Source organism: Vagococcus fessus (genome assembly GCF_003987565.1).
Taxonomy (GTDB): Bacteria; Bacillota; Bacilli; order Lactobacillales; family Vagococcaceae; genus Vagococcus_D; species Vagococcus_D fessus.
Map to the genome: position 1 here is coordinate 618,447 of NZ_NGJY01000001.1, position 13,337 is coordinate 631,783.

General features: G+C 35.2%; 12 protein-coding genes. 4 read left to right on the plus strand and 8 right to left on the minus strand.

Features of this window, described 5'->3' with window-relative positions; genetic code table 11:
- The 8 genes from recJ to CBF31_RS03090 form a co-directional block, all read right to left on the minus strand.
- Positions 1-2,319, minus strand: coding sequence for a single-stranded-DNA-specific exonuclease RecJ (gene recJ, locus CBF31_RS03055; RefSeq protein ID WP_245977905.1), 2,319 nt, complete (start codon positions 2,317-2,319; stop codon positions 1-3).
- 65 nt (positions 2,320-2,384) lie between these two features.
- Positions 2,385-2,795 (minus strand): LapA family protein, encoded by a 411-nt coding sequence (locus tag CBF31_RS03060; RefSeq protein WP_126830850.1) that lies wholly within the window; start codon positions 2,793-2,795, stop codon positions 2,385-2,387.
- A gap of 16 nt (positions 2,796-2,811) precedes the next feature.
- Positions 2,812-3,612, minus strand: coding sequence for an SDR family NAD(P)-dependent oxidoreductase (locus CBF31_RS03065; protein ID WP_126830852.1), 801 nt, complete (start codon positions 3,610-3,612; stop codon positions 2,812-2,814).
- Positions 3,613-3,621: 9 nt separating this feature from the next.
- Complete coding sequence (gene rnz / locus CBF31_RS03070; protein ID WP_126830854.1) at positions 3,622-4,572, minus strand: ribonuclease Z; 951 nt, start codon at positions 4,570-4,572, stop codon at positions 3,622-3,624.
- A 33-nt stretch (positions 4,573-4,605) separates the two neighbouring features.
- The gene (locus tag CBF31_RS03075; protein ID WP_126830856.1) at positions 4,606-5,136 is read right to left on the minus strand and encodes a DUF1269 domain-containing protein; all 531 of its coding nucleotides are present in this window, start codon (positions 5,134-5,136) and stop codon (positions 4,606-4,608) included.
- A 123-nt stretch (positions 5,137-5,259) separates the two neighbouring features.
- Complete coding sequence (obgE, locus tag CBF31_RS03080; RefSeq protein ID WP_126830858.1) at positions 5,260-6,576, minus strand: GTPase ObgE; 1,317 nt, start codon at positions 6,574-6,576, stop codon at positions 5,260-5,262.
- A gap of 125 nt (positions 6,577-6,701) precedes the next feature.
- Entirely contained in the window at positions 6,702-7,538 is an 837-nt protein-coding gene (locus CBF31_RS03085; protein WP_126830860.1) for a 3D domain-containing protein, read from the minus strand.
- 461 nt (positions 7,539-7,999) lie between these two features.
- On the minus strand, positions 8,000-9,091 hold the full coding sequence (locus CBF31_RS03090) for a DUF871 domain-containing protein (protein ID WP_126830862.1): 1,092 nt from the start codon (positions 9,089-9,091) through the stop codon (positions 8,000-8,002).
- A gap of 192 nt (positions 9,092-9,283) precedes the next feature.
- Here CBF31_RS03090 and CBF31_RS03095 point away from each other — a divergent pair, with 192 nt between their 5' ends.
- The 4 genes from CBF31_RS03095 (at position 9,284) to CBF31_RS03110 (ending at position 13,321) form a co-directional block, all read left to right on the plus strand.
- Positions 9,284-10,057, plus strand: a complete 774-nt coding sequence (locus CBF31_RS03095; RefSeq protein ID WP_126830864.1) for a peptidylprolyl isomerase — start codon at positions 9,284-9,286, stop codon at positions 10,055-10,057.
- A 237-nt stretch (positions 10,058-10,294) separates the two neighbouring features.
- On the plus strand, positions 10,295-11,251 hold the full coding sequence (mvk, locus tag CBF31_RS03100) for a mevalonate kinase (protein WP_126830866.1): 957 nt from the start codon (positions 10,295-10,297) through the stop codon (positions 11,249-11,251).
- Positions 11,235-12,206, plus strand: coding sequence for a diphosphomevalonate decarboxylase (mvaD, locus tag CBF31_RS03105; RefSeq protein WP_126830868.1), 972 nt, complete (start codon positions 11,235-11,237; stop codon positions 12,204-12,206). The genes mvk and mvaD overlap by 17 nt, the downstream gene beginning before the upstream one ends.
- Positions 12,207-12,235: 29 nt before the next feature.
- Entirely contained in the window at positions 12,236-13,321 is a 1,086-nt protein-coding gene (locus CBF31_RS03110) for a phosphomevalonate kinase (RefSeq protein WP_126830870.1), read from the plus strand.
- Positions 13,322-13,337: the final 16 nt, after the last annotated feature.

Consider the following 13,337-nt stretch of genomic DNA (forward strand, 5'->3'; position numbering starts at 1 on the left):
TTAGTCCTCCTGTTTTGAGAGCCAGTCCTGTAATTCACTGACACTGCTGTATAGTAAAAACTTTTCTGAAACTATTTTTTGTTGTCTTTCTTCAAATAATAGACTTTCCTCCAACTTACGCTGCGTTGGATTTTCTACTTTTGACATGATACCGTTTTCTATTGTAACAAATCCTAAATCAAAAAACACTTGAATCATAAAAATAAGTAAATTTTTGTCTATTTTAAAAAAAGATGCAAGATCATTTAATTTATACCTAATATCTACATTGCTATATTGAGCAATAAATTTAAATAGTGAAGCGAACTGATCCCTATTTGGCATGCCGTTTAAATAACATTGTTCTTTAGACGTTAGATATAAATAGAGCTGACTATAGTTTAACTCATCTAAAACTTCTTTCAGATCTAGGACTTTGACTGGACAATCAACAACAACAACACTTTGCCAGTCTTTTGTGATGGTGTTCAAAGTAACCTCACCTAATAAAATAATAGAACTTATTCCCTGTTTGTATAAACGTTCATACTCTTTCTTTGACGAGACAATGACTAATGTTTCCTCACCATTAAAATCATCTTCATTAAAAACTTTTGAACGACAATCAAACACTTGCTGTCCTGATACTTTAAAATCTTTTACAAATAATTGAGGTTTACGATGACCATTCCACTCATTAACAGCAAGTTGGCCTACCACTTCAATATTTTCTGCGGTTGTTATATCAGATAAATCAGACCCAAACCCAAATCCTATACAATCTAATTGACTTGTTTCATTTACCAATTGAAATTTTAGATGTGTTTTATCTGCCCCTATCTGCTTAATAGCTTTCGTATCGCAATTTTCAAATAAGAAATAAGGAGACGGATTATCTGTCCCAAACGGAGCCAACAATGACAGCCCCTGAATCTGATTTATTCCTACTTCATCAAGCGTCAAAGATGACTCCACGGCAAGCGGTGGTCCCTCACTAAAATCTATATTTAGTTCTGAAACAAAATGATTCAGCCCTACTTCTAGCTTTTCAAGATTTTCTTTTTCAAGTGACATCCCGGCAGCCATATGATGCCCACCAAAATGGGTAAAGAGCTCACTTACAGAATTCATAGCCTCATACAGACTAACTTGTTCAACACTTCGAGCTGAACCTTTCGCTATTCCGGTATCATCATCAATCCCTAATACAAGCGCAGGTCTGCCTGTTTCTTGAACAATTTTACTCGCTACAATACCTAAAACGCCTTGATGCCATCCCTCTTTGGCTAAAACATAAATATCTTGATCTTGTTTCATTTCTAAGAGAGCCATAGCTTCACTAACCGTTTCCTTAACAATTTCTTGACGCTTCATATTTACAATATCGATTTCGTTAGCTAATTGTTCTGCTTCATCCTCATCAAATGTACTTAATAGTCTCACACCTGGACTAGCATCACCTAAACGACCTATTGCATTCAATCGTGGGGCAATCCCAAAACCAATTGCTTCTTCCGTAGCTGTCGACTGATCATTATCTATTTTTTCAAAAAGTGCTTTTAAACCTATGCGTTGAGCCGTATGAATCTGTTTTAAACCAAACTGAACTAATGCTCTATTTTCTCCAGTTAAAGATACTAAATCAGCAATTGTTCCAATTGCTACTAAATCTAACATTTCCTCTGGAACTTCTTCTAATAGGGCTGTCGCAACTTTAAAAGCAACACCTACACCTGCTAAGTCACCAAATGGGTAGTGTCCCTCTGGATGTCTTGGGTGGACCACGGCAAAAGCTTCAGGAAGAACTGCTGGAATTTCATGGTGATCTGTTACAATTACATCCACCCCTAAACTATTCGCATGAGCGATAGCTTCATGTCCCGCAACACCATTATCTACAGTTATTAATAATTCAATTCCATTATCATTGATTAATCTATCATATGTTTCTCTATTTGGTCCGTAACCATCTTTAAACCGATCTGGAAGGTAAAAAGATACTTCGCCACCAACCATTTCAATAGCCTCTTTCAAAACAGTCGTGCTTGTAATCCCATCCGCATCATAATCACCATAAATTAACATACGTTGTCCCAAAGCAATTGCCTCTTGTATTCTTGCTACTGCTTTTTCCATATCATACATTAAAAAAGGATCATGAATAGCTTCAGTACTTGGCTCGAAGAATAGAGTTAACTCTTCCACCGTTCTGATTCCTCTATTCCATAACATAGGCGCTAAAAAAGAAGGCAATGATTTCTCTTTCAACCAGCTTTCTATCTCACCGGTATTAGCTACTTCCTTAGCTAATTTCCATGAGTATTTTGATTTCTTCAACATATCACTCCTAACCACATCCATTATAACAAAAACGTCATCAAACAAAAAACCTGAACGTATCAGGTTTAAATTTCTTCATTTATAAATGAAGCTGTTGCATCTAATTCAACTTCTTGTTCTCTAGTCAGCGTCTCCAATTGAACCTCTAACATTTTAACTTCTTCATCTTTAGTTGCTAGCTCAGCTTTAATATCAATCACAGCATCGCTAAGTTTAGCATCAAAATTTCCTTTCAACTCATTCAGTTCATTTTTCAAAATTTTTAATTCCTTACGTTGCTTCCAAAAATTTGAGAACCACGTTACGAACACAATCAATGCCCCTAAAATAGCTGAACCTAGAATAATAAAAATTAAAGGTGATGTAATTTCAGCAAAACCAAAATTAACAACCACTCTTCTTGTATTAATAACTGAAAAAATAACAACGATACAAACTAAAAGAAAGCCTGTAATTAACTTACCATGATCTTTCACGTACTATCCCCACTTTTTATTTAGTATTAAAAACTTTACCTGCAAAGAAATCTCCTATTTTAGGAAATAAAACATAAAACTTACTTCCAAATGCCATTATTTTAGGTGTATTGACTTCCCTTTTTGATGTGTAGCATGCATTCATAATTTGTCTGGCTAATTTTTTAGGATCTAATACAATTCTTTCAACAGACTTTAAATAGTCACCTGTTTCATCGGCACGATTAAAGAAATTTGTTTTAATTGGACCAGGGTTAACGGTTAGAACTTTAACACCATAAGGGGCTAGTTCCAACCTTAGAGCATCAGAAAAACCGACTACTGAAAATTTTGTTGCTGCATAAATACTACTTTTAGGGGTAGCCATTTTCCCAGCTTGAGAGGCAATATTGACGATTTGACCGTGTCCTCTTTTTTTCATAGAGCTAGCGATTTCTTGAGTTAATCCAATCAATGATAGAACATTCACTTGAAACATCTCACTGATAACTTTTTTATCAAAATCAAGACAGTCTTTAAATAATCCAAAACCTGCACAATTTATCAAAATATCAATTTGTCCAACTTCTTCTTTTAAAACAGTTTTAAAAGAAGAAAAGTCATTATCTTCCGACAAATCCATTGGGAAAATATAGCCTTCTTGACCAGATACTTCCTCGCACTTCTCTAAAACCTCAGATAATCTTTCTTCATTACGAGCTACTAACACAACCGTTCCTTTTCTTCTGGAAACCTCATAAGCTAATTGCTCTCCCAAACCACTTGAAGCGCCTGTAATTAAAACACGTTGGTTTAATAAATTTTTATTTTTTTTCACATCTACACCCTATATCATTTCACTTTCTTCATTCCCTTTAAATGGAATGTCTATACAATCAAAATCACGAACTATTTGAGCATTAGGAAAAATCGCTTTTGCTTCATTTTCTAATTCGCGCGCACTATTCCCAACATATCTCGCACTAATATGAGTCAGAACTAACTTCTCAACACCACTATCTCTAGCAACCTCTGCTGCTTCTTCAGTTGTCGAATGGAAGTACGCTTTAGCTAATTTCTTTTCATTTTTATTAAATGTACTTTCATGTACTAATAAATCTGCATCTTTAGCTAAGATTTCGGCATTAGGGTGTTTTCTAGTATCACCTAAAATTGTAACAATTCGTCCCTTTTGAGAAGGGCCTACGAAATCTTTACCATCAATAATACGTCCGTCCTCAAGCTCAACTTTTTCACCTTTTTTCAAACGACCATAGACTGGTCCTGCTGGTACATCTAGCTCTTTTAGTGCATCCACTTGAAGTTCACCTTCATGGTCAGCCTCTTCGATACGATAACCATAACATTTAATACGGTGATCAAGAGGCAAACATGATACAGTAAATTGATGGTCTTTAAAAATAACTCCTGTTTCATCAATTTCGTTGTAAATAATAGGATATTTAACATGAGATTCAGAAATTTTCAGACTTGTTTCCACATAATTTTTAATCCCTTTTGGACCTATAATCGTTAGAGGTTCTTCGCCTCCTTGAAATGACCGACTACTCAATAAACCCGGTAAACCAAAAATATGATCCCCGTGCAAATGGGTAATAAATATCTTTTCAATTTTACGAGGTCTTAAATTTGTACGCAAAATTTGCTGCTGTGTTCCTTCTCCACAGTCAAACAACCATACAGCATTACGCTCATCTAATAATTTTAGCGCCATACTCGTAACATTTCTCTGTTTTGCTGGCACGCCAGCTCCTGTACCTAAAAATTCTATCTCCATAATTACCTAACTTTCTGTTAAAAACTGTATGAACTAGTTGTTCTCAGTTTCTGATTTTGCTTCATTTTCCATTTTTTGAGCCTCTTCAATCGCTTCTTCTACCTCTTCAAATTCAACACGATTAATATGACCACCTAATTGATTGAAAATCAACTCGTTTAAAGGACGATTATCATCCTCATCCGCAATCATCAAGGCTGAGGTTTCACCTTCCTTAATATGAGATGCTACAAATTCAAAAATCGCTGTCGCTTCTTTCACTTCTTTGACATCTTTTGCTCCACCTATCATACTTCCAGCAAACCAGCCAAACATCATTCCTAAAGGACCACCTAGTAGACCGATAAACATTCCAATTGTACTGTCTTTTGCACTGTGATTACTTCCCGTAAAATCAATAAAGTCTTTAATTTCAAATTTATGGTTCCCATCTTCACTATGTCTAACAACAGCTAATTGTTCCCCTTTGATTTGTTTTGATACATGCAATTTTTTAATTTCTGAAAACGCTTGGTAAGCTTTACTTTCAATATCAAAATTCAATACAATAACACGTCTACTCATCGTATCACTCCTTTAGTTTTTCTTCCTCTTCATTGTATCAATAAATCGTAAATCTTGGAACTAATCCACTAAAAAAACTACAAAATAAAACCAAGAATGGTTAACATTCTTGGTTTTATAAAATTAATCGATAAATTCAAATCCGAAGTCTTCAATACGAACTAAATCACCATCAATAGCGCCTTTAGCACGTAACGCTTCATCAATACCCATACCACGTAATTGACGTGCAAAACGCATTACGCTTTCATCATGGTCAAAGTTAGTCATCTTGAATAATTTCTCTAGGTATTCACCTGAAAGAACCCAAGTAGAATCATCATCACGGGAAATATCAAATTGACGTTCCTCTGGTGTGAATTCATAACGAACTGTTTCTTCCTCTAATGACTCTTGGTCATATAATGGGAATTCTGGAGTCGTTTCAACTAAATCAACTGTTGCACTTAATAATGCATCCAATCCGCGATTTGATAAACTTGAAATCGCAAAAACTGGAATCTTATCAGCAAACTCATCTTCGACATCTGCATATAATTTTTCTTTGAATTTTTCTAAGTTTTCTTCAGCATCTGGCATATCCATTTTGTTAGCTACAACAATTTGTGGACGTTCTAAAAGACGCATATTATGAGATTCTAACTCTTTGTTGATAGCTAGATAGTCATCATAAGGGTCACGACCTTCAATCCCACTCATATCAATAACATGTAAAATAACACGAGTACGTTCGATATGACGTAAGAATTGTGTCCCTAATCCAATACCTTGTGATGCGCCTTCAATAAGCCCTGGTAAATCAGCCATTACAAAACTACGACCATCTTCAATCGATACCATTCCTAAGTTAGGAACAAGTGTCGTAAAGTGATACGCCCCAATTTTAGGACGAGCTTTTGATACAACTGACAGAATTGTTGATTTGCCCACTGATGGGAAACCTACTAAACCAACATCAGCTAGTACTTTTAATTCTAATTCAATTTTTCTTTCATCACCAGGTTCACCATTTTCTGCGATTTCTGGTGCAGGATTTCTTGGTGAAGCGAAGCGGATATTTCCGCGGCCACCACGACCACCCTTAGCGACAAGCAACTCTTGTCCGTGTGTTAAGAGATCTCCTATTAACACGCCTGTTTCTGCATTTCTAACTGTTGTCCCTGGGGGAACTGCCACATAAGTGTCATCGGCCCCACGACCATGCATTCCTTTACTCATTCCATTTTCACCTGGAGTTGAACGGAAGAAACGGTTAAAACGAAAATCCATAAGTGTACGTAATCCTTCATCTACTACTAAAATAATATCGCCACCTCGGCCACCATCTCCACCAGCTGGTCCACCATCGGGTACGTATTTTTCTCTTCTAAAAGCAACCATTCCGTCTCCACCTTTACCGGCTTTAACATCAATTGTTACCTGATCTAAAAACATGGACATATTTTTGTCCTCCTAATCTATTTCAAAGTCTCTTATTCATTTTACGTGTTATCTATGCGTTTGTCCATCAAATACTATATTTAAAAGAAAAAAACTGTAGAATTCTCATTCTACAGTTTAAATTATTAATTTAAAATAGTAACTTGTACTGAACGACGTCCCCATGCAATAGCATCTGATTGACCCATATTTAGATCAATGATGTTTCCTTGAATTGCGCCACCAGTATCTGCAGCAATCGCTTCGCCATAGCCTTCAACATAAACACGGCTACCTAATGGAATAACACTTGGATCTACCGCAATTACTTTATCATTAGTACTTGTAATTTGGTATCCAGTTGCTGTCATACCACCCATTCCAAATCCATCATATGCAGTTGCTTGAACTGTAAATGATTGTCCTGAAACTTCTTTATGTGTTTCTGGTTTAGTTGTTTCTTGTTTAGATGTCTCTTCTTTAACAACGGTTTCTGTTGTTTCTACTTCTGTTGCTTCTGTAACTACTTCTTCAGTTTCTGTTGTTTGAGCTTCTGTTGCTTCAGTAGTCATTTCTTCAGTTTCTGTTGTTTGAGCTTCTGTTGCCTCAGTAGTCATTTCTTCAGTTTCTGTTGTTTGCACTTTTGTCGCTTCAGTTTGTTCAACTTTTGCTACCTCAACAGCTTCTTGAACTGTCTCTACTTCTGGAGTTTTAGCAACTTCTTCTGGAGTAGCTACTGAAATCTCACCATCTTCTGAAAGAACTAATTTTTGACCTTCAAAAATTAAATTAGCATCTTTAATGTTGTTTTTGTCTGCTAATTCCTCAAATTTGTTAGCAGCTCCTAAATAATCTAATGATAATTGTGATAATGTATCACCTTTTTTTACTGTATAAAGTGTATCAGCCAACGCTGCAGATGCCAAACCTACTGTAGTTGTTGCCACTGCAACAATTCCGAATACTTTTGTTTTAAAATTCATAATATAAGATTCTCCTTTAGAATTATCTGTTTTTGTCTCGTACTTGAGAACATACAAATCATAACAAGGAATTGTTACAGTCAAATATCAAGATGATTAATAGAAGATTAAGTCAAGTCAATCTACTTGTCATTTTTTGAAGCCACACTCTTATACCCTTGATACGACGCTATTCTTTGTTTAAAGAAATATGACATACTTTTTATTATTTTTTTTAACAAAGTTGTTTTTCAAACGATTTAACAAGTCAAAACGACCACTTTTTAGCATATATTTCAAAAATAAGACAAATATTATCAGAATTTATGACTAATTTTCAACACTAATAGGGCTAAAAATAAGAATCTTGTCTTAAACCTAAATAGGGATTATCTTAACTTAATTTATATTTTAAACCAGTTTCTACTATTATATACAAAATAAAACCAACACCTTATGACTAAGATGCTGGCTTTAATTAATTATTTATTTTCTACTAATTTAAAATTAGACCAAGGTCGTAAGAAATCTAACAAGAATAGTTCATCAGAAGAAATTTTTCCAACGACGTTTACTCTACCGTCATTCTTCATTTCTTTAATTGCAATTTGTGTTTCACCTTTATATTGACCATATCCTACATTATCAATTAGGACATCCCCTTTTCTCATATCAACAGTATTATGTGCTGGGAAAGGAAGATCTTTATACTTAATGCGTGTCATTGTTGAACGCAAAATATATTCTGAACGATCACCACGATAACTATGCAAGTTGTTAAACAAAACTTCACGTTCGTCCTCAGTAATATCATCCGCTGGGTCAACTTTAATACTCGGATAATCTGCAAAAAATGCTTCCGACATAGCCTTCATTTCTTCTTCTGAAGCGTACGCATTAGCAATAAGGATATCATCAATTAAACCTGTTAAAACCAAATGTTTCACTTGAGTTCCTATTTCTAATTCTCGATGGTCTTCTAGCGTACATAATCCATCTTGTGTAGGCCAGGGGCCAAATGTAGCCGCTTGAGAATTAACAAAAGCCATTGTGTTGATACCATACTTTCTAAACTTCTCAGAGCAAAAAACAAAGTGTTCATATCCTAATCCGCTATAACGGTGTGGATAAAAATTATGTGAACCTAATAGATTATTAACATTTGGCGAATACGTCATAATATTATCAACATAACTTGTCCCCGTGCTCATGTTAATCTCAACTTTTATACCGTATGGATTACGTGTCATTTTAGCTTCTTCCGCACCTGTAAACCCGATATCTAAACGAACGCCGTCCGCTCCCATTTCATGGAAAAATGACAAATCATCATATGAAATGTCTAATTGTTCAAACAGAGCAGGATTAATATCAACCATAACTTCCATATCTAGGCTGTTAGCATAATCCACCACTTTTTTAAAATCAGCCAAAACTTTTTCTTTGTCATCTTCAATTTGAAGTAAACTTGTAAAAACTCGCTTAAACCCATACTTGTGTGCTAAATCCAAGTACGCTTGATCTTTTTCAAATGTTGAACGTTCTGGATAGATAGAGATTCCTAATTTTCCCATGTTTTCCGCCTCCGATAAAAATATTTTATTTCTATCCTTATTATAACAACCCCTATTAAATTAGTCTATATATTATAATGATTGGATTTCACAACCTTATAATTTGTATGTATTTTATAATAGCCCTATTTTTTTTTATAAATATTTGATATTATAAACATTATAAACTAAAAGAATGAGGGATTTGATAAAATGAAATCAAGTAAATTTATTGTAAGCTTAGCTGCATTATCATTAACTGCTGTTTTAGCTAGCGGCTGCTCTATTGGTAATAAAGAAGAAACAACCCAAACAACGGAGGAAGCTACAATTGAAACAACTGAAGCAACTGAAAGTGTTGATTTAAATGCTCTAGACTTACCACAACTGAGCAAAGACATCGCAAAAGATGAGTCTGCGGTTGAAATGAATACAACCGAAGGGAAAATTAAAATTAAATTATTCCCTAAACAAGCTCCTAAAGCTGTTGAAAACTTTATGAAGCATGCTAAAGATGGGTACTATGATGATGTTAAATTCCACCGTATTATTGAAGACTTTATGATTCAGACAGGTGACCCTAAAGGTGACGGTACTGGTGGTGAAAGTATTTGGAAAGAAGAATTCGCTCCAGAAATTTCAAATCAACTTTATCATATCAACGGTGCCTTAGCTATGGCCAGAACTGCTGGTGATATTGCACTTCCAACACAAGGAAGCCAATTTTATATCGTACAGAATGATAAGGATGTATCAGATGGCTTGCTATTAGAAGACTATCCAGAAAAAATTATCGAAGCGTATAAAAAAGGTGGCGTCCCATTCTTAGACTTCCAATACTCAGTATTCGGTCAAGTTATTGATGGTATGGATGTCGTTAACAAAATTGCAAAAACAAAAGTGGAAAATAGTGGCCAGGGCGAACAGTCTAAACCTAAAAAAGATATTAAAATTAAAGGCATTAAAATTATCCAAGAAGCTAAATAATAACTAAAAAAACATCTAGAGGTTGGACTCTAGATGTTTTTTTAGTTATAAAGAATTTATAAAAATAATGAGTATAAACAGACTTCTTTCGTACAAAACGTTAAAATTAACTTAACAGATCACCCTCTCATCTTTTTCCATGTTTGCAAAGAAGAGAGAATTATTTTAAAATAGGTTAGTTGGTGTTTAAATTAAACACTATATCAATAGTAGAAACTAAAACTAGGAGGAACTTTTATGACTAATAATGGGATAGGATATTCATCAGCTAAAATCATTTTAATTGGTGAACATTCTGTTGTCTATGGTGAACCTAGCATTGCCCTACCCTTCTCAGCCATTAAAATAAAAGCACTGGTTACCACCTCTACTACAAAAACTACTATTGATTGTGCATTTTATAATGGATTACTTGACGATATGCCCGAATTGTTAGATAGCCTAAAAAAAGCTATCTTACTTTCCTTAGAAAAAATAAAGCAAACTAATACCCCACTGGCTATTAGAATTGTGAGCGACATCCCTGCAGAACGAGGTATGGGCTCAAGCGCTGCCGTAGCAGTGGCAACAGTCCGAGCTCTATTTGATTATTTTAATGTTACATTACCATATAGTCTTCTACTTCAGATAGTTGATGAAGCTGAAAAAATTGCTCATGGAAACCCTAGTGGTTTAGATGCACTAATGACAAGTAGTAACACACCCTATTTCTTTATAAAAGGACAAGTACCATTAGCTATTTCATTGAATCTAGATGCTGTATTAATAGTAGCAGATACTGGTATCACCGGTCGAACAAAACAAGTCGTTGCTGCGATTGCTCAAAAATATCAAGCAGAGCAAGATAGTGGACCTTATCATTTGGCCATACAAAAACTTGGTCAACTAGCCCATTCAAGTAAACAATTTATTGAGTCTAATGAACCAGTTAAACTTGGTCATGCTTTTAATGAAGCGCAGGACGCTCTGTCTTTATTAAAGGTATCCAGTCCTGAATTAAACACATTAATTACTGTAGCACGTGAAAATGGCGCTTTAGGGGCCAAATTAACCGGCGGAGGCGCAGGTGGCTGTATGATTGCCCTTGCCTACGATAAAAAAGAAGCTGAACATATTGCTGCAGCTTTAAAAAATAATGGAGCCAAACAAACTTGGCTCTACGAAATGAGTGAAACTAATGAAACAATCAGCTAAAGCAAAAGCGCATACTAACATAGCTCTAATTAAATATTGGGGAAAAAAAGACCCTAAACTCTTTCTACCAATGAATAGTAGTCTTTCTCTGACTCTAGATGAATTTTATACTGAAACTTCTGTTGAATTTAATAAAGATTTAGAAAAAGATCGTTTTATTTTAAATAACGAAGAACAAAGCGAAAAAGAAACACAAAAAATCAGTCAGTTCTTAAATTTATTTAGACAAGAAATTGGCTGTACTACCCCTATTCATGTCAGTAGTCAAAATTTTGTTCCTACGGCAGCTGGTCTAGCGTCATCTGCTTCTGCCTTTGCTGCTCTTGGTGCTGCTATGAATAGTCTTACTGAAATGAATATGGACCTATCCACACTCTCTACCTATGTAAGACGAGGAAGTGGTAGCGCAACACGCAGCCTTTTCGGAGGTTTTGTTGAATGGCAAATGGGTGATTGTAACGAAAACAGCCTAGCTATAGCTGTAGATGATGCTAGTTGGGATATTGCGATGATTACTGTTGCGGTTAATACCAAACAAAAATCTATCTCTAGTCGTGAAGGAATGCAGTTAACTGTTGATACCTCTAGTTTTTATCCTAGCTGGATTGAATCCGCTACAACAGACTTAAAAAATATAAAAAAAGCTATCTCCAATAAAGATTTTGAACAAGTCGGCCTTATTACAGAGTCTAATGGTATGAAAATGCATGGCACAATGCTCGGGGCATTACCACCTTTCACTTATATGGAACCTCTTTCTTTAGAAGTTTTAGCAAAAGTTCGTGAAATTCGTGGACAAGGATGGCAGTGTTACTTTACAATGGATGCTGGACCGAATGTAAAGATACTTTGTAGACAATCAGAATCAGAGTCTATTCAAACATTATTAAAAAACGCCTTCCCAAATAATCCTGTGATTATTTCAAAAGTGGGCGGTGACGTTGAACTTATTTAAAAGTCAACTACCAAGAGAGGACGTATGTCATGATAAAAGCAAGTGCTCCCGGTAAGTTATATATCGCCGGTGAATATTCTGTTTTAGAACCTGGTCATCCAGCTATTCTTGTAGCTCTTGATCAATATATAACTGTAAATTTAAAAGAAACAATTGGACAAGGGACAATTCGCTCAAGTTATTCTAACGGCCTAAGTATCCCTTGGACGCGTAAAAATGGTCAATTCTATATCGACGAAAGAGAAAATCCTTTTGCATATGTCTCACAGGCTGTTACAACAACTGAGTCATACCTTGAAGAATTAGGTAAAAAACTAAGCTTTTTTGATTTAGAAATTGAAAGTGATTTGGATAATAAAGATGGACGAAAATATGGATTAGGCTCAAGTGGTGCCGTTACAGTAGCTACTATTAAAGCTCTTTTAAAATTTCATAATGTCGCCTGTGACCCCTTACTGGTTTATAAACTTGCAGCCCTTACCCACTTATCAATCAAAAGTAACGGCTCCTTTGGTGACTTAGCTGCCAGCAGTTTTGGTGGCTGGGTGGCTTACGCTTGTTTTGAACGTTCATGGGTTTTAGAAAAACTAAAAACACATTCGATTCATTCTCTTATCAAAAAAGAATGGCCTAAATTAAAAATTGAACCATTAACCCCCCCTAAAAATTTAAATTTAATTATCGGATGGACCGGTTCACCTGCTTCAACAACTCAATTAGTTGACTTACTTAATGAAGAAATTAGTGAAGTAGATCATTATTACAATATATTCTTAAAAAACAGTGTAGAAACTGTTAATACAATTATAGATGCCTTCAAAAAACAAAATCTTTCTATTATTCAAAAAGGCATAAGACGAAATCGTAAACTTCTTCAACACCTTGGGGCCAATAGTGGCGTTCATATCGAAACTGCCAGTTTGTTTGATTTATGCGAAATCGCGGAGGATTATAACGGAGCTGCTAAGTCTTCTGGTGCTGGTGGTGGAGATTGTGGTATTGTCATTATTGATAAATCTATAGATACTACTCCACTGATTAAAGATTGGGAAAAATCAGAAATCAGTCATCTCCCTGTTAGCGTTCATTACGAAAAAACAAGTATTGAAATTTAAGACATAAGGAGATTTT

Coding starts and splice junctions, on each gene's coding strand:
- recJ (WP_245977905.1), bottom strand. CDS start 2,319: ATGTTGAAGAAATCAAAATACTCATGGAAATTAGCTAAGGAAGTAGCT.
- rnz (WP_126830854.1), bottom strand. CDS start 4,572: ATGGAGATAGAATTTTTAGGTACAGGAGCTGGCGTGCCAGCAAAACAG.
- CBF31_RS03075 (WP_126830856.1), bottom strand. CDS start 5,136: ATGAGTAGACGTGTTATTGTATTGAATTTTGATATTGAAAGTAAAGCT.
- obgE (WP_126830858.1), bottom strand. CDS start 6,576: ATGTCCATGTTTTTAGATCAGGTAACAATTGATGTTAAAGCCGGTAAA.
- CBF31_RS03085 (WP_126830860.1), bottom strand. CDS start 7,538: ATGAATTTTAAAACAAAAGTATTCGGAATTGTTGCAGTGGCAACAACT.
- CBF31_RS03090 (WP_126830862.1), bottom strand. CDS start 9,091: ATGGGAAAATTAGGAATCTCTATCTATCCAGAACGTTCAACATTTGAA.
- CBF31_RS03095 (WP_126830864.1), top strand. CDS start 9,284: ATGAAATCAAGTAAATTTATTGTAAGCTTAGCTGCATTATCATTAACT.
- mvk (WP_126830866.1), top strand. CDS start 10,295: ATGACTAATAATGGGATAGGATATTCATCAGCTAAAATCATTTTAATT.
- mvaD (WP_126830868.1), top strand. CDS start 11,235: ATGAAACAATCAGCTAAAGCAAAAGCGCATACTAACATAGCTCTAATT.
- CBF31_RS03110 (WP_126830870.1), top strand. CDS start 12,236: ATGATAAAAGCAAGTGCTCCCGGTAAGTTATATATCGCCGGTGAATAT.